Source organism: Flavobacterium olei (assembly GCF_039749035.1).
Taxonomy (GTDB): Bacteria; Bacteroidota; Bacteroidia; order Flavobacteriales; family Flavobacteriaceae; genus Flavobacterium; species Flavobacterium olei.
Genome location: NZ_JBDKWC010000003.1, coordinates 137,798 through 152,951 on the forward strand (window position 1 = coordinate 137,798; position 15,154 = coordinate 152,951).

Annotated in this window: 18 protein-coding genes and 1 tRNA gene; 2 read left to right on the plus strand and 17 right to left on the minus strand. The window is 33.7% G+C overall.

The genetic code is table 11. The features are described from left to right. Positions 1-124 precede the first annotated feature (124 nt). The 11 genes from ABEB31_RS08365 to pdxA form a co-directional block, all read right to left on the minus strand. Positions 125-421 (minus strand): hypothetical protein, encoded by a 297-nt coding sequence (locus tag ABEB31_RS08365; RefSeq protein ID WP_347050950.1) that lies wholly within the window; start codon positions 419-421, stop codon positions 125-127. 15 nt (positions 422-436) lie between these two features. Continuing rightward, positions 437-730, minus strand: coding sequence for a PepSY-like domain-containing protein (locus ABEB31_RS08370; RefSeq protein WP_347050952.1), 294 nt, complete (start codon positions 728-730; stop codon positions 437-439). Between the two features lie 18 nt (positions 731-748). Continuing rightward, positions 749-1,039, minus strand: a complete 291-nt coding sequence (locus tag ABEB31_RS08375; protein ID WP_347050953.1) for a hypothetical protein — start codon at positions 1,037-1,039, stop codon at positions 749-751. Between the two features lie 30 nt (positions 1,040-1,069). After that, the gene (locus tag ABEB31_RS08380; RefSeq protein WP_347050955.1) at positions 1,070-1,366 is read right to left on the minus strand and encodes a hypothetical protein; all 297 of its coding nucleotides are present in this window, start codon (positions 1,364-1,366) and stop codon (positions 1,070-1,072) included. Positions 1,367-1,448: 82 nt separating this feature from the next. Then, on the minus strand, positions 1,449-1,751 hold the full coding sequence (locus tag ABEB31_RS08385) for a hypothetical protein (RefSeq protein WP_347050956.1): 303 nt from the start codon (positions 1,749-1,751) through the stop codon (positions 1,449-1,451). Between the two features lie 358 nt (positions 1,752-2,109). Beyond that, positions 2,110-3,459, minus strand: coding sequence for an acetyl-CoA carboxylase biotin carboxylase subunit (gene accC, locus ABEB31_RS08390; RefSeq protein ID WP_347050958.1), 1,350 nt, complete (start codon positions 3,457-3,459; stop codon positions 2,110-2,112). Between the two features lie 108 nt (positions 3,460-3,567). Beyond that, positions 3,568-4,053 carry an acetyl-CoA carboxylase biotin carboxyl carrier protein gene (gene accB / locus ABEB31_RS08395; RefSeq protein ID WP_347050960.1) on the minus strand — a complete coding sequence of 162 codons (486 nt, stop codon included), beginning with the start codon at positions 4,051-4,053 and terminating at the stop codon, positions 3,568-3,570. Positions 4,054-4,076: 23 nt separating this feature from the next. Then, positions 4,077-5,075: a beta-ketoacyl-ACP synthase III gene (locus ABEB31_RS08400; RefSeq protein WP_347050962.1), complete on the minus strand. Its 999-nt coding sequence runs from the start codon at positions 5,073-5,075 to the stop codon at positions 4,077-4,079. A 173-nt stretch (positions 5,076-5,248) separates the two neighbouring features. After that, positions 5,249-5,443 carry a 50S ribosomal protein L32 gene (rpmF, locus tag ABEB31_RS08405; protein WP_031455170.1) on the minus strand — a complete coding sequence of 65 codons (195 nt, stop codon included), beginning with the start codon at positions 5,441-5,443 and terminating at the stop codon, positions 5,249-5,251. Positions 5,444-5,452: 9 nt separating this feature from the next. Beyond that, positions 5,453-5,995, minus strand: a complete 543-nt coding sequence (locus tag ABEB31_RS08410; RefSeq protein ID WP_347050963.1) for a YceD family protein — start codon at positions 5,993-5,995, stop codon at positions 5,453-5,455. A gap of 105 nt (positions 5,996-6,100) precedes the next feature. Then, positions 6,101-7,150 carry a 4-hydroxythreonine-4-phosphate dehydrogenase PdxA gene (pdxA, locus tag ABEB31_RS08415; protein ID WP_347050965.1) on the minus strand — a complete coding sequence of 350 codons (1,050 nt, stop codon included), beginning with the start codon at positions 7,148-7,150 and terminating at the stop codon, positions 6,101-6,103. A 57-nt stretch (positions 7,151-7,207) separates the two neighbouring features. Here pdxA and ABEB31_RS08420 point away from each other — a divergent pair, with 57 nt between their 5' ends. Continuing rightward, positions 7,208-7,798 carry a riboflavin synthase gene (locus ABEB31_RS08420; protein WP_347050967.1) on the plus strand — a complete coding sequence of 197 codons (591 nt, stop codon included), beginning with the start codon at positions 7,208-7,210 and terminating at the stop codon, positions 7,796-7,798. Positions 7,799-7,830: 32 nt separating this feature from the next. Here the strand turns inward: ABEB31_RS08420 and ABEB31_RS08425 are convergent, their stop codons facing one another. From ABEB31_RS08425 to ABEB31_RS08445, 5 genes are all read right to left on the minus strand, one after another. Continuing rightward, positions 7,831-8,094, minus strand: coding sequence for a hypothetical protein (locus ABEB31_RS08425; protein ID WP_347050969.1), 264 nt, complete (start codon positions 8,092-8,094; stop codon positions 7,831-7,833). Positions 8,095-8,565: 471 nt separating this feature from the next. Beyond that, positions 8,566-8,639 (minus strand) — tRNA-Ile (locus tag ABEB31_RS08430). A gap of 146 nt (positions 8,640-8,785) precedes the next feature. Continuing rightward, positions 8,786-9,190 carry a methylmalonyl-CoA epimerase gene (gene mce / locus ABEB31_RS08435; protein WP_347050970.1) on the minus strand — a complete coding sequence of 135 codons (405 nt, stop codon included), beginning with the start codon at positions 9,188-9,190 and terminating at the stop codon, positions 8,786-8,788. Positions 9,191-9,196: 6 nt separating this feature from the next. Next, complete coding sequence (locus ABEB31_RS08440) at positions 9,197-11,554, minus strand: hypothetical protein (protein WP_347050971.1); 2,358 nt, start codon at positions 11,552-11,554, stop codon at positions 9,197-9,199. Continuing rightward, on the minus strand, positions 11,514-12,518 hold the full coding sequence (locus ABEB31_RS08445; RefSeq protein WP_347050972.1) for a hypothetical protein: 1,005 nt from the start codon (positions 12,516-12,518) through the stop codon (positions 11,514-11,516). The genes ABEB31_RS08440 and ABEB31_RS08445 overlap by 41 nt, the downstream gene beginning before the upstream one ends. 173 nt (positions 12,519-12,691) lie before the next feature. On the opposite strand from ABEB31_RS08445, the gene ABEB31_RS08450 reads away from it, so the two are divergent. Continuing rightward, entirely contained in the window at positions 12,692-14,380 is a 1,689-nt protein-coding gene (locus ABEB31_RS08450; protein ID WP_347050973.1) for an Ig-like domain-containing domain, read from the plus strand. Here the strand turns inward: ABEB31_RS08450 and ABEB31_RS08455 are convergent. Continuing rightward, positions 14,377-15,144, minus strand: a complete 768-nt coding sequence (locus tag ABEB31_RS08455; protein WP_347050974.1) for an amidohydrolase — start codon at positions 15,142-15,144, stop codon at positions 14,377-14,379. The two genes, ABEB31_RS08450 and ABEB31_RS08455, sit on opposite strands and share 4 nt — an antisense overlap. Positions 15,145-15,154 lie beyond the last annotated feature (10 nt).

Consider the following 15,154-nt stretch of genomic DNA (forward strand, 5'->3'; position numbering starts at 1 on the left):
TGAAGGGTCTTTTTCTGCTAAATTAATACTATTAAACTTGTAATTTCATAAATTTATGTAAAAAAAAAGAGATTGCATGTCGCAATCTCTTTTTCACCAAAAACATAAATCTAAATTCACCTAATTATATTTTCAACCAGTTACCATTGACATCTGAGTACACAGTAGCCTTTTGGTCTCCAACTGATATTTCGAGTTTATACTCTTTTTTTTCGTTTACAAATGCCTTTACCAGTTTTGAACCCGGATAAGCGGTCTGCAAAGCTGTTTTTACAGCTGCAGGTACAGCATCTACAGCAACTTCTGTATATTCTGACTGAACAATTACAGTGGGATGGGCATCTTTAGAAACAGTTGAAACATTTGCCTGAATCGACATTGCTCCTAAAAGAATTAGCGCTGATAAGATTGGTTTTTTCATGATGCTGATTTTTAATTATTTTTTGATGATGTTACCAGAAGCATCTGTAAAAATTGTATACTTCTTGTCTCCATTTGAAATTTCGAGTTTATACTCGTTTTTCCCGTTTTTGTAAGCTTTATCCAGCTTTGTTTTTGGGAAAGATTTTTCGACTGTAGACTTCACTGCTGCCGGAATGGCATCTGCAGCTACTTCAGTATATTCATCCTGAACAATTACTGATTGAGAGATCGAAATTGCCGGAAGCACTGCAGCATTTGCTGTCAGACCTCCTAAAACAATTGCCGCTGATAAGATTAACTTCTTCATAATATTGTAGTTTAATAGTTATTTTTTAATAATTTTACCAGTTGCGTCTGTGTAAACAATTGATTTTTCACCTCTTACAGTGATCTCAATTTTGTATTCTTTTTGATCATTTACCCACGCTTTTTCAAGAACTACTCCAGGATAAGACTCATCTAACGATTTTTTTACCGCTGCGGGAACACCGTCTACTTCTTTGTATCCATCCTGATCATTAATTGTTTTTACAATTTCATTTGTAAAAACTGTGGTTTCTGCATGCATCGACAAACTGCCTAAAACAATTGCTGCCGATAAGATTAACTTTTTCATAGTAATAGTTTTTAAGGGTTAGTTTATAGATTATTTTTTAATCCAGGTTCCGTCTGCGTTTGCAAAAAGGTTTCCTGTTTTATCGCCAACAGTAACTTCTAATTTATATTCTGACTTTTCATTTTTAAATGCTTTTGTCAAAACTGCATCCGGATATGCTTTTTTAAGAGCATCAGTTACAGCAGTTGGAAGTTCTACTACTTTAATTTCAGTATATTCGTCCTGAATAGAAATTGTTTTAACGATTGTATTTGAAATTGGTGAAGTTGAAGCAAATGATGTTAAACCTCCCAAAACGATTGCGGCTGATAGAAATAAATTTTTCATAACGTGTATATTTTAATGTAGTTAATTTAATTTTAGTATTCTTAATTTGAATTTTCATATTTGGAATACTTTAGAATGCTAATTATTTTTGAATCCAGGTTCCGTCTGCATTAGCGAAAAGGTTTCCTACTTTGTCACCTACTGTAACATCAAGTTTATATTCTGACTTTTCGTTTTTATATGCTTTTGTAATTACTGCATCCGGATATGCTTTTTTCAAAGACTCGGTAATTGCTGCCGGTAATTCTTCTAATTTAATTTCAGTGTATTCGTCTTCAAGAGAAATCGTTTTTACGATTGTGTTTGTATTAGTAACTTGTGTATTTGAAGCGAATGAAGTTAAACCTCCTAAGACAATTGCGGCTGATAGAAATAAATTTTTCATAACGTGTATATTTAAATTAATAGTTGTTTACGCTTTAGATAATGAAATTATTGTGCCGCAAAAGAAAAGAACTGTGCCAAACCTGTTAATCTCCTGTATTTAAAGGACCTGAAGACAATTTGACATAAAGTGGGAAAAACAAAAAAGTGTGTAACAGGCAGATAAAGTGTGTAAAAAGTACACACATGAAGTGTAACCTTTGAAAAAATTCCCGATTTGAAAGTTTAAATTAAAAGCAAAAAAATTAAGAAATAATAGAATTGTATTCTTTCGTATTGAATTACTTCTGAGATTTCCTTTCTAATTTAACTTCTGAGTATTGAAAAAAGAAAGGCTGTCAAAATTGACAGCCTTTATATTATTCCTCTATTGGATTCATTTTGAAAGTATCCATAAATGCAGTTGTATAATCTCCTGCAATATATTTCGGATCATCCATTAATTGTCTGTGGAAAGGTATTGTAGTTTTCACTCCTTCGATTACAAACTCATCCAAGGCTCTTCGCATTTTGCTGATAGCTTCTTCACGGGATTGCGCCGTCGTAATTAACTTGGCAATCATAGAATCGTAGTTTGGCGGAATACTATAACCTGAATACACATGAGTATCTAAACGAACACCATGTCCTCCTGGCATATGAAGCGTAGTAATTTTTCCTGGTGAAGGACGAAAATCATTATAAGGATCTTCGGCATTAATACGACATTCGATAGCATGTAATTCCGGTAAGTAATTTTTTCCCGAAATTGGAATTCCGGCCGCAACCATAATCTGCTCACGGATCAAATCATAATCAATAACTTGTTCTGTAATTGGGTGCTCTACCTGAATACGGGTATTCATTTCCATGAAATAGAAATTTCTGTGTTTGTCAACCAAAAATTCCACAGTTCCTGCTCCTTCGTATTTAATGAATTCTGCAGCTTTTACAGCAGCTTCTCCCATTTTTGCACGAAGTTCATCTGTCATGAATGGTGAAGGTGTTTCCTCCGTTAGTTTTTGGTGACGACGTTGCACTGAGCAATCTCTTTCAGAAAGGTGACATGCTTTTCCGTAAGCATCTCCTACAACCTGGATTTCGATATGACGTGGTTCTTCGATAAGTTTCTCCATGTACATTCCGTCATTTCCAAACGCAGCAGCAGCTTCCTGACGTGCACTTTCCCAAGCTTTTAAAAGCTCATCTTCTTTCCAAATAGCACGCATTCCTTTTCCACCACCACCGGCAGTCGCCTTCATCATAACTGGATAACCAATTTCTTTAGCAGTTTTTTGTGCGTGTTCGAAAGATTCTAATAATCCGTCTGAACCTGGCACACAAGGAACTCCTGCAGCTTTCATGGTCGCTTTTGCAGAAGCTTTATCTCCCATTCGGTCAATCATTTCAGGAGCAGCACCAATAAATTTGATTCCGTGTTCCTGACAAATTTTTGAGAATTTAGCATTCTCAGAAAGAAATCCATAACCTGGATGTATTGCATCTGCATTTGTAATTTCGGCAGCTGCAATAATATTTGACATTTTCAAATACGATAAGTTACTCGGAGGAGGACCAATACAAACCGCTTCATCTGCAAATTTAACGTGCAAACTTTCTGCATCGGCTGTAGAGTAAACTGCAACAGTTTTGATTCCCATTTCCTTACATGTACGAATTACACGTAGTGCAATTTCTCCTCTATTCGCAATTAATATTTTTTTAAACATCTTATTTTAATTAGATAATTAGACAATTCGATAATTAGATAATTTTAGATGATTAACAAAATTTCCGGTAATCTATTCTAAAATCTAAAATCTAAAATCTAAATTTATTTATGATGGATCTACTAAGAATAAAGGTTGGTCAAATTCTACAGGAGACATATCGTCTACCAGAATTTTTACAATTTTACCTGAAACTTCAGATTCGATTTCGTTGAATAATTTCATTGCTTCAATTACGCAAAGAACATCTCCTTTTGATATTGTGCTTCCCACTTCTGTAAAAACAGGTTTGTCCGGAGATGGTTTTCTATAGAATGTTCCAATAATTGGAGATTTTATAGTGATATATTTAGAATCGTTAGCAGCTGGCGCTTCCGGAGTTACACTTACAACTGTCGGAGCGGTAACTTGTGGAGCTGTAGCTTGTGGTAAAGCTGCCTGCGCAGGTAATTGCTGTACGTAAGTAGCTTCTGTTACATTTGTTTCCAGAGTTGTTCTGATAGTGATTTTTACATCGTCCATTTCTAACTTCACTTCTGCAACACCCGAATTTGCAACAAATTTGATTAGGTTTTGAATTTCTTTTAAATCCATAATGATTCGTTTTTAGTTTTAATTTATTTTTTATCGTAAGCCCATTTTAAATAGATAGATCCCCAAGTGAATCCTCCACCAAAAGCGGCAAAAATAACATTATCTCCTTTTTTAAGCTTATCTTCAAAATCAGCTAGTACTAAAGGCAAAGTTCCGGAAGTAGTATTTCCGTATCTTTCGATGTTTACCAAAACTTTAGAATCATCTAATTCCAGTCTTCCTGCGGTAGCATCTATAATACGCTTGTTAGCCTGGTGTGGTACTAACCAGTCTACATCCTGATTTGTCAAATTATTTCTTTGTAAAATCAATTCGCTGGCATCTGCCATGTTGGTAACTGCATATTTAAAAACAGTTTTACCATCCTGCATAATATTGTGCTGTCTGTTTTTTACAGTTTCTTCTGAAGGCGGTATTAAAGAACCACCTGCAGGAATTTTAAGAAAATCGCGGCCTACACCATCACTTCTTAAATATTCATCCTGTAAACCAAGACCTTCATAATTTGGTTCAAAAAGAACCGCACCGGCTCCGTCACCAAAAATAATACAGGTTGCCCTGTCTGTATAATCTACAATTGACGACATTTTATCGGCACCAATTAATAGTACTTTTTTATAGCGCCCTGACTGCACATAAGCTGCAGCGGTAGACATTCCGTATAAAAAACTTGAACATGCAGCCTGCAAATCGTAAGCAAATGCGTTTGTTGCCCCAATTTCTGTTGCAACAAAAACTCCTGTAGAAGCCACCATCATATCTGGTGTTGCTGTTGCCATGATAATCATATCGATCTCAAGGGGATCAATATTTGCCTTTGCAATTAAATCCTGTGCGGCTTTTATAGCAAGGTAAGATGTTCCTTTATCAGCATCTTTAAGAATTCTTCTTTCTTTAATACCTGTGCGGGTGGTAATCCACTCATCATTGGTATCAACCATTGTTTCTAATACTTTGTTTGAAAGCACAAAGTCAGGAACGTATCCTCCGACAGCGGTAATTGCGGCTGTGATTGTATTCATTATATTCTATTATTTCCTTTCAAATACAGCGTATTCGAAAAATTTTTAAAAGACTTGAAAATTACAAAAAAAAACGAAGCGAATTTGTCTATATTTTCCTAAAAAACGAAAATTATAACCAACAAAAAAAACTCTCACTATGTGAGAGTTCCAGTATAATTTACAAAAACGTATTAAGCAACCGCTTCAGATTTATCGATAACAACTTGTCCTCTGTAATACATTTTACCTTCATGCCAGTAAGCTCTGTGGTATAAATGTGCTTCTCCAGTAATTGGACATGTAGCGATCTGAGCTACAGTAGCTTTATAATGTGTTCTTCTCTTATCTCTTCTAGTTTTCGAGATTTTTCTCTTAGGATGTGCCATTTTACTATATTATTTATCCGTTAATAGTTTCTTTAATTTTTCCCAACGCGGGTCAATATCTTCTTCTTTTTTACTCTCTTCCTTTTGTTCTTTTACACTTAGTTCATTCAGTTTTGTTAAAGCTTCTGTTTGCAGACTTCCATCTTTAACTCCCGGATGAATCCTTTTATGAGGTACAGAAAGTGCAATCATTTCATAAATGTACTGCGCAACATCCAACTCATGTTCACCATGTGGTAAAATCAACAATTCTTCATTATCATCGTTAAATTCATCTCCAAAACGAACAATTAATTTCATTTTCCCTTTTATAGGCAAATCAAAATCTTCGCCGGTCAGATCACAAGGTACATTTACGGTTCCTTTGTGTTTGAATTCTAATTCCAACATATTACTTTTTTTATCAAAAAGTAAATTGACTTTAATATCAGAACTTTGGAACTCATCGTAGTCAAAGTCCTTAAAGAACGTGTTATTTATTTGATACTCAAAATGGTGTTTTCCTAGTTTTAATCCTACGAAAGGAATTAAAAATTCTTTTGTTTTGCTCATTTCAACATCAATTTGATCCATTCAGATCTAAAACTAGATATCTGAATTGGGGTGCAAAGATATAAAATTATTATAAATCTAATAATCTTATTCACCTTTTTTTGTTTATAACTGTTTTTCTTTTATTTTAAGAGGTTTTTGGCTAATCTCCTCATACTGATTACGCGAACGAAATATATCGATTGCCAGATAAACTGCCTCTTTAAATGAATTGTAATCTGCCATGTCTTTTCCGGCAATGTCATATGCTGTACCGTGATCCGGCGATGTTCTTACCTTGTTTAAACCTGCTGTATAATTGACTCCTTTTCCAAAAGACAATGTTTTAAACGGAATTAAACCCTGATCGTGATACATAGCCACAATAGCATCGTATTTTTCATATTGGCCGCTTCCAAAAAATCCATCTCCGGGGAACGGACCAAAAACCATTGTTCCGGCTTCAAATATTTTTTTCAGAACAGGTTTTAAGATTAGATCATCTTCCTTTCCAATTACCCCGCCGTCTCCACAATGCGGATTTAAACCCAAAACAGCAATTTTTGGTTTTACAATACTAAAATCCTGAATTAAAGATTTTCTGATCGTCTCAATTTTCTTTGTTATCAATTCTTCTGTTAAATGAGATGCAACTTCATTTAAAGGGACATGATCGGTAATTAGGCCAACGCGCAAATTATCCTGAACCATCATCATAAGGGCATTTCCTTCCAGCTGCTGATCCAGATAATCGGTATGTCCCGGAAATTTGAAATCATCAGATTGTATATTGTATTTATTGATTGGCGCTGTAACTAAAACATCAACTTCACCGTCTTTTAATGCTTTTGTCGCGGCTGTAAATGACTTTATTGCGTACTCGCCTATTTTTTCATCGTTAACACCAAAATTAACATCAACCCCTTCTTTCCACAAATTCAATACATTCACTTTACCAATTACAATTTGATCAAGTTTGTCTATTCCATGAAACTGAATTGTTGATGTAACACTTTTTTTAACGAAGGAAAGAATTTTAGCATTTGCAAAAATAACCGGCGTACATAATTCTAACATACGAGAATCTTCGAATGTTTTTAGTATAACTTCGCTTCCAATACCGTTTAAATCTCCTACTGAAATTCCAACAATTATATTTTCTGCTTTTTTATTCATGAGCTCAGTTTATTTATTACTAATTTTGATGTGCAAATTTAGTAAAATAAAACCACAATGTTCACAGGAATTATAGAAACACTCGGGAGGATTCATGAAATACAAAAAGATCAAAACAATCTTCATATAACAGTTGACTCTTCGATTACTCACGAATTAAAAATTGATCAAAGCGTTTCCCATAACGGAATATGCCTTACTGTTGTAGGAATTAAAGACTCTCTTTACACTGTAACGGCAATCGACGAAACTATTTTAAAAACCAACATTGGAGACTGGAAAACAGGCGACATTGTTAATCTGGAAAGAGGGATGAAGCTGGGTGATCGCCTGGACGGACATATCGTCCAGGGTCACGTAGACCAAACAGGAACCTGCATTAAAATTGACGAAGCAAACGGCAGCTGGAATTATACTTTTGAGTATGATAGAAATTTAAACAATATAACGATAGAAAAAGGCTCCATTACGGTAAACGGAGTTAGTCTGACCGTTGTAAACTCGAAACCAAACGAGTTTAGCGTTTCTATAATTCCATATACTTACGAACACACTAATTTTAGTGACTTTAAAGTTGGAACAAAAATCAATCTTGAATTTGATGTGGTTGGAAAATACATCTCAAGATTATATGCTATTAATAAATAGAAAAACTATTCTCATATAAAAAAAGCTTCAGTTTAAACTGAAGCTTTTTTTATATGATTTTTATAAATTACGGTAGCACCTAAAGCTAAACCACCAATTGCTAAAAAAATAATATTGTTATTTATTGGGAAATCTGGTGGACATATTGGATCACAGTCTCTTACTTCATCCAAAGTAGATGTTGTGCTCGTAGCTGTTAATGTTGGAGGAGGCGGATTTTGAGATCCGGCAATTGCGAATGACACAGCAAAAAATATTAAAATAACTGCTAAAGTGAGGGCTCTAAGATTCTTCATAAATTCAAGCTGTAAAAAACAACAAGTCTACTAATTATTAACAAATATTGTCTAATAGAAATTTCGCACAAATAGATTTTTCCCTGCAAAATTCTGGACAAATGTATAAGTTTTTTGCACAAAACCAAGTTTTAAAATAAAAAAGAAGAAACAAATTTTAACACTTTTTCAGCCTAATTTCATTTATCCTTTACTGAAAACGTTGTAGTACATAAAAAACTAATTTTCAACCTTTAATTACTCTAATTAAACCGTATAAGAATTTCCTGAGTTTTGATTTTAAACACCTCATTCTTAAAACTTCTACAAAAATAAATACGAAAAAATAGGGGAATGGGTTTTTCCTATTCAATATTTTAACTAAACCTTTTTACAAATTAAATTTGCTGTCTAAATAATTACATGAAGTATCAGATATACTCAACAAAAAAAGCCTCTACATTACTGTAAAGGCTTTCTATTCTAAAAATGTGGTCCCACCTGGGCTCGAACCAGGGACCACCTGATTATGAGTCAGGTGCTCTAACCAGCTGAGCTATAGGACCGGTTTAGAGGATGCAATATTACTACTATTTTTCATTCACTCCAAATATTTTAAGACATCATTTGTATTTAATTTTTAAATACTGACCCTAATCTTCAAAACGAAATTGATTTTCAAGCTATTATTCAAAAATAAAAAACAACTTTTTTATTTTATTTCCTGACAAAGCTCCACCAAAACACCATTTGTGTTCTTTGGATGCAGGAAAACCACCAGTTTATTGTCGGCGCCTTTCTTCGGAACTTCATTTATCAGCACAAAACCTTCTTTATTCAGACGAATAATTTCAGCTTCGATATCATCGACATCAAAAGCAATGTGATGAATCCCTTCTCCTTTCTTTTCCAAAAATTTTGCTATCGGACTTTCTGGATTTGTCGCTACTAAAAGCTCGATTTTATTATTTCCGGTTTGAAAAAAAGAGGTCAGAACGCCTTCACTTTCTACAGCTTCCATTTTATACGAAGGCACACCAAGCATTTTTTCGAACAAAACATTCGCATCTTCCATGTTCTTTACTGCAATTCCGATATGTTCAATTTTATTTACCATTGCTTCTTATTGGTTTATGTACGTATTAAAATAACCGCATTCTGCAATTACATCCTGATAATATTTAGTATCGGAATACTCTTTTTTGAGAATTTTAAAAGAATTCCACGCAATAAAATTAACTTTGTCATCCTGAATTTCCCAATAGTTATTTATAGTATTGTATTTTTTATTGTAGTAATCGTTGCGTTCACATTTGGAAATCAGGTACAAACATTTTGCTTTTTGTTCTTTGTTAGAAGCCGCTTCAAGAGCTTTTTGGTAATACATTTTTGAAACCGAATTGTCTGTAATCATCTCTTTCATTTTATTTCTAAAAGAATACGGACTTGAACCATAACCCACAATATTGATTTCATAGAAAGTTCTTCCGTTCCCGAAATGAGAAATATTATAAAAAGCATTTCCCAACAAAAGACTATTGGTGTAAACATCTTCTTTCTGAGCCAATTTTTCCTGCATCGATTTTACAGTAGTCAGAAAATCCATGTAAGTGTATTTTCTTTTTTGATAAGCCGCGTGATCACAATCGTGACAATCTTTTATACTTCCGTTAAACGGATTTCCTAAAAACTTATAATGCTGTACCGAATCTGTTTTTTGCATAAATGCAATTGCCTCGGGAATTTTGTTTTTAAATGTTGCCTGAACTGCCTGAAAATTATTAATATCTTTTAGTTTCAAACTATAAATGTCCGCTCCAATTTTCTCTATCTCCGTTTTATTGGATTTTTCTAAAAAAGCCTTCATTGCCAATAATTCTTTTTGATTATCATAAAAAGAATTTCCGTCATTCCAATAACTGTAACGCGATTCATTAAACAGTTCCGCCATTACTGTATTAGATTTCGATTTATACAAAGAAGACAAATAATTTTTACTCCATTGCGCCGCATTCTGGTAACGAAACTCACTCCCTTTATAGGTCTTCGGCAATTCAAAATAAAGCCAGTTCAAATCTGTCAAAACTGTTTTTACATTCGTATCGTCCAGTTTTTCTATTTTGCTTAAATTATTTACAAAACGCAGTAACCGAATTTGAAATCCTGCCAATTCTGTTTTTGGAAGCGTCTTCGCTGCCTTATTGTAATTCTTATCTGCGCTGGCATAATCGCCTTTTAGCGTTTGAAGATATCCAATCGCAATATCCCATAAATAAGGATTTTCGGTGTTTCCGGCAGCAGAAATTTTAGCAATTAATTCCACCGCAGCATTATCAATTTTCGCTTTGTTTTCTGTTTTATTTTCTGCAACGGTCTGCGGTTTTACGGGTTGATTTTCACCTGCATTTTGCTGAAAAGAATTATTAATTTTCTGCTCAAGCGAATTAACCAGTCGGGTTGCGAGATAATTTAAATGTTCGCTTTTTGGATCTAATTCGTAGATTTTTTCAATCGCCTGTTTTTCATCTTTATAATAACCGTGAATTGCCCAAAGTGCTGCTTTTTCTTTATTGTTTTTTGCCATTGCCAAAGCTTTGGTCCAATCCGATTCATTTTTTGGATGAAAACTATAAGCCGTTACCACGCGAAGTTCCGGGCATTTATCAAAAACCTGAGCATATAAATAATTGGAAACAGCATATTTTTTCTGCTTATAATTAATTCCCGCCACATATGCCAATGCACGGTAATACAAGGTGTTTTTTGCAACCGAACTTTCTGTTTTATTAAAAAAATCAACCGCTTTTTGTTTATCATTACTATAAAAACGTGCTTTCATGGCCAGGAACCAATATCTGTTTTTCAAAAAAGGGTCAGACAAAGTGTTGTACACATTTTCAATTGACTGAATCATTTTTGTATCGTTAAAGGTCTTAGCCACAACAGGATCGTAACTCCAATAATCTTCTCCAATAGAAACCGTTTCTATTTTTTGTGCTAAATACAGAAATTCAATAAAGCTTTTAACTTTTTCATCTTTCAAATTGAGCTTTTTGCTCCATTTCTGAGAACTTTTATTTTCCTTTTTAGATTTATAATAAAGATGCAGATCGGAAATTTCTTCTTTGTTTTTAATCTCATTTTTTTCATCAGAATAATATCTTGGTTTATCATCTCCAATTAAAAAATAAGTCACTGTTGCTTCATCTGCTTTTCCTTTTAAGTAAGTAGCCCAATCCGATTTAATGTTTTCGTTGAAACGGGAATTGTGCTGGGTATCAAAACCGATTCCATAAAAAATACCTCCTGACAGAAAAAGTGGCGAATACGATTTGTCGGCAAAAGTTTCGGGCGTAAAATTAGAATTGTAACCAAAGAAATCCCAGTCGTCTCCTCCGGCGCAGGCATATATAATTCCGTAAGCAGAAAGCAAAACGGCACTAGAAACAAGAAATAATCTGCTTAAAAGTATTCTTTTCATAATTGTTTAAATTGAATTCGTCTAAATCGTAAAATATAATTTCATTTGGTTTGTCGACAAGATTTTCCTGCAAATCTTCTGCCATTTCTTTTAAATCTTCTGTCTTAATTTCTTCTATTTCCAAAAGATCATTTTCTTCGTAAAAAACTCCATTATTATAATTGGAATGCTTCGCCCTGAAAAAAATCCGACTTATTTTTTCAAAATTCGAATTTTGCCCGAGTTCTTTAATATTTATTTTCGAACGAAGCCCGATCACTTTATTATCTCTAATGTGGACTCCCCAGGAGTAAACCGGAAAAGCAAGATCCAGATGAAGCGGATATTTCTTTAAACTTTCAAGATATCTTTTGGCCACTTTCTGATCATAAATAGAATTAAGAGAATCCGGCGCAATCGATCCCATATTGTAATACATCAAAACTCCGGAATCCACATTTGGAATTTTTGTTTTTTTGAAATATTTAACCTGATGCAACCGAATTGTGGCCGAAAGTTTCTTATTCCAAAGCTTTTTAAAACTTTTTACAAACTCCAAATAATTACTTTTACTGTCTAATGTCCAGTCACAATCAATTTGAATTTCAGGTGAAATAATTTTATTTTTTGAATTGATTTGTTCTATAAAATCCAAAGTTTTCTGAGCCAGATCATCGACATTCAGATTTGGCTGCAACATTACCTTGTTCTGAATAAAAACAACCGGAACTATCTGATAATCTTTGGGATTTTCGTCAAACCGAACCGGACTAATGGGAATTGGAATTTTGGATTCCGGATGAAGTCCAATGTCAAAATACCTTACATATAATTTTTGGACATTATTATCCTCCAGAACTTCTTTTTCTATTTGAGAAAATTTGAATACCGTTTTCCAGTAATAAAAAGAGATAACAGGCTTTTGGCTTTTACTGCATGAAAACAGCAAAAACAGAAGTAAAATTGGGAAAAATCGCTTTAACAAAACCTGGAAAATTATAATTGGAAATCAAAAGTAAGAAATTATAGCTCTTTAAAATAGTTGAAATGATAAAAAATCGCAGAAATTGACCAGTTATAAATCCTAATAAATGGATAAAAAACTTCGATTAAAGCAAATTTAATTGTTATTTTGTGCAATCAAATTGAAAAACCACTATGTTGAAAAACGCGCTTAAATATATAGCATTTATAATTTTAATTTCAATGATAAGCTGTGCAAAAAGGGGCAGTATTACCGGCGGTTTAAAAGACACACTTGCTCCTGTTTTGGTATCAAGCGATCCTGAAAATTACAGCACTAACTTTAAAGGGAGTACGATAACGCTGAATTTTGACGAATATGTCAAACTAAAGAATGCAAACAAACAGCTGATTATTTCTCCGCCTTTAAAAAGTGAGCCTTTGATCACACCATCAACGGCCAGCAGATTTATTAAGCTTGAAATTCGCGATACTTTACAACCCAATACGACCTATAGTTTCAATTTTGGACAGGCTATTACAGATAATAATGAAGGAAATGCTTTAAACCAGTTTAAATATGTTTTCTCAACAGGTGATCATATCGATTCGCTAAAACTAAACGGGAGAATTAAAGACGCACATGAAAAATATGTCGATAATTTTGTTTCTGTAATGTTGTACGAAATCAACGATAAATTTACAGATTCTACTATTTACAAACAATTTCCTCGTTACATTACCAATACTTTGGACAGTATGAGAACTTTCCAATTTGAGAATCTTAAGGAAGGAAAATATCTTTTGGTTGCTTTAAAAGACAAAGGTTCAAATAATAAATTCAACCCAAAAGATGATAAAATCGGATTTTTAAAAAACTACATCACCATTCCGACAGATACAGTTTATGAATTAGAATTATTTAAAGAGGTATTACCATTAAAGACATTTAAACCAATTCAGGCTTCCGGAAACAGATTATTGCTTCCGTACGAAGGGAAACAGGATTTTAAGAACTCAAAACCAAAAATCGTTCTCAAAAATGGTAATGAAGTCTTAGAAACCATCGTAACACAATTCCCAAAAAAAGATTCATTGCAGGTTTGGTACAAGCCAATAAAAGCGGATTCTTTGTCAATGGAAGTCGAAAAAGACCAATACCGCAAAAAGTTTTCTTTTAAGATTAAATCCCTTAAAAAAGATACGCTTAATATAAAAGCGGTGCAAAATGGCCAAATTGATTTTAGAGAACGTTTTACATTAGAAACCGAAACTCCTTTGGTTAAATTCGACAAATCTAAAATCAGACTGGTTAATAAGGATTCTGTAGCGGTTGAATACACAACCGAATATGATGAATTTGACCAAAAATTATATATTGATTTTAAAAGAGAACCTTTAAGCAAATACAACTTTACTTTCTTACCAGGCGCTTTGACCGATTTTTATGAAAAAACAAATGACACATTATCCTATAAACTTTCCACAAAAGAATATGAAGATTACGGGAATATGGTCCTGAATTTACAAAATGTAAAACGCTTTCCAATCATTGTAGAAATAACAAATAAAAAAGGAGACAATGTCCTTGCAAGTGAATATTCTACAGGTGAAACCACTATTAAATTTAATCTGCTGGTTCCGGAAGAATTTACCGTCCGAATAATTTACGACGATAACAAAAACAAAGTCTACGATACGGGAAGTTTCATAAACAAAACCTACTCCGAAGAAGTCTTTTATTACCAGAAAGGTATTGATGTCCGGGCCAACTGGGATGTTGATCAAACTATAGATTTAAGTGTACCTTTTAACCCGGAAGTCGAGAAAAAACAAGATGACCAAAAGAAAAAAGAAGCAGAAAAGAAAAGGAAAGCGTTCTAGATTTTGATTTCAAAATAATCTCTGTCACCCAGAAAGTTTAATTTTTTTCGGGTTTCCAACATACTATTTTTATCCAGTTCAGCCACAAAAACACCTGCTGTTTCTTGTGGCTGAATTATATAATTACCCCAACAATCAATTAATTGCGTGTGACCACTGTGTTCAAAATTATTAGCATCCAAACCTATTCTGTTGACACCGGCAACATAACATAAATTCTCTATAGCCCGAGCGATTAGCAGAGAATCCCATGCATTTGTTCGCACTTTTGGCCAATTGGCAACATATAAAATGAGGTCGTAATTTTCGACATTTCGAACAAAAACCGGAAAGCGCAAATCGTAACAAATCTGAAGACAGATTTTCCAGCCTAAATATTCCACGATTATTTTCTCAGTTCCTGGGGTATAAAACTGATCTTCTCCTCCGAGCGAAAACAAATGTCTTTTATCGTAATACTGAAAATCTCCTGACGGAAATATAAAGAACATGCGATTGTAGAATGCTCCATTTTCGGTAATAATTATACTTCCTGTTATGGCCGCATCTTTCTCTTTTGCTTTGGATTTCATCCATTGAATGGTTTCACCCTGCATGGTTTCTGCAACTTCAGAAGCATTCATAGTAAATCCAGTCGAAAACATTTCCGGAAGGACAATCAAATTTACTTCTGAATCAGTTTCATCGATTTTCAAATCAAAGTTCTGTCTGTTTTTAGAGACATCTTCCCAGATTAAATCAGTTTGGATTAAAGCAATTTTCATCTCTTTTATT

Bases quoted from the DNA above. Each gene is read 5' to 3' on its own strand.
- rpmF (WP_031455170.1), bottom strand. From the start codon at position 5,443: ATGGCACATCCTAAGAGAAAAATCTCGAAAACTAGAAGAGATAAGAGA.
- mce (WP_347050970.1), bottom strand. From the start codon at position 9,190: ATGGTAAATAAAATTGAACATATCGGAATTGCAGTAAAGAACATGGAA.
- ABEB31_RS08425 (WP_347050969.1), bottom strand. From the start codon at position 8,094: ATGAAGAATCTTAGAGCCCTCACTTTAGCAGTTATTTTAATATTTTTT.
- ABEB31_RS08455 (WP_347050974.1), bottom strand. From the start codon at position 15,144: ATGAAAATTGCTTTAATCCAAACTGATTTAATCTGGGAAGATGTCTCT.
- ABEB31_RS08410 (WP_347050963.1), bottom strand. From the start codon at position 5,995: ATGAGCAAAACAAAAGAATTTTTAATTCCTTTCGTAGGATTAAAACTA.
- ABEB31_RS08365 (WP_347050950.1), bottom strand. From the start codon at position 421: ATGAAAAAACCAATCTTATCAGCGCTAATTCTTTTAGGAGCAATGTCG.
- ABEB31_RS08380 (WP_347050955.1), bottom strand. From the start codon at position 1,366: ATGAAAAATTTATTTCTATCAGCCGCAATCGTTTTGGGAGGTTTAACA.
- ABEB31_RS08450 (WP_347050973.1), top strand. From the start codon at position 12,692: ATGTTGAAAAACGCGCTTAAATATATAGCATTTATAATTTTAATTTCA.
- ABEB31_RS08375 (WP_347050953.1), bottom strand. From the start codon at position 1,039: ATGAAAAAGTTAATCTTATCGGCAGCAATTGTTTTAGGCAGTTTGTCG.
- accB (WP_347050960.1), bottom strand. From the start codon at position 4,053: ATGGATTTAAAAGAAATTCAAAACCTAATCAAATTTGTTGCAAATTCG.
- ABEB31_RS08400 (WP_347050962.1), bottom strand. From the start codon at position 5,075: ATGAATACAATCACAGCCGCAATTACCGCTGTCGGAGGATACGTTCCT.
- ABEB31_RS08385 (WP_347050956.1), bottom strand. From the start codon at position 1,751: ATGAAAAATTTATTTCTATCAGCCGCAATTGTCTTAGGAGGTTTAACT.
- pdxA (WP_347050965.1), bottom strand. From the start codon at position 7,150: ATGAATAAAAAAGCAGAAAATATAATTGTTGGAATTTCAGTAGGAGAT.
- ABEB31_RS08370 (WP_347050952.1), bottom strand. From the start codon at position 730: ATGAAGAAGTTAATCTTATCAGCGGCAATTGTTTTAGGAGGTCTGACA.
- ABEB31_RS08420 (WP_347050967.1), top strand. From the start codon at position 7,208: ATGTTCACAGGAATTATAGAAACACTCGGGAGGATTCATGAAATACAA.
- accC (WP_347050958.1), bottom strand. From the start codon at position 3,459: ATGTTTAAAAAAATATTAATTGCGAATAGAGGAGAAATTGCACTACGT.
- ABEB31_RS08440 (WP_347050971.1), bottom strand. From the start codon at position 11,554: ATGAAAAGAATACTTTTAAGCAGATTATTTCTTGTTTCTAGTGCCGTT.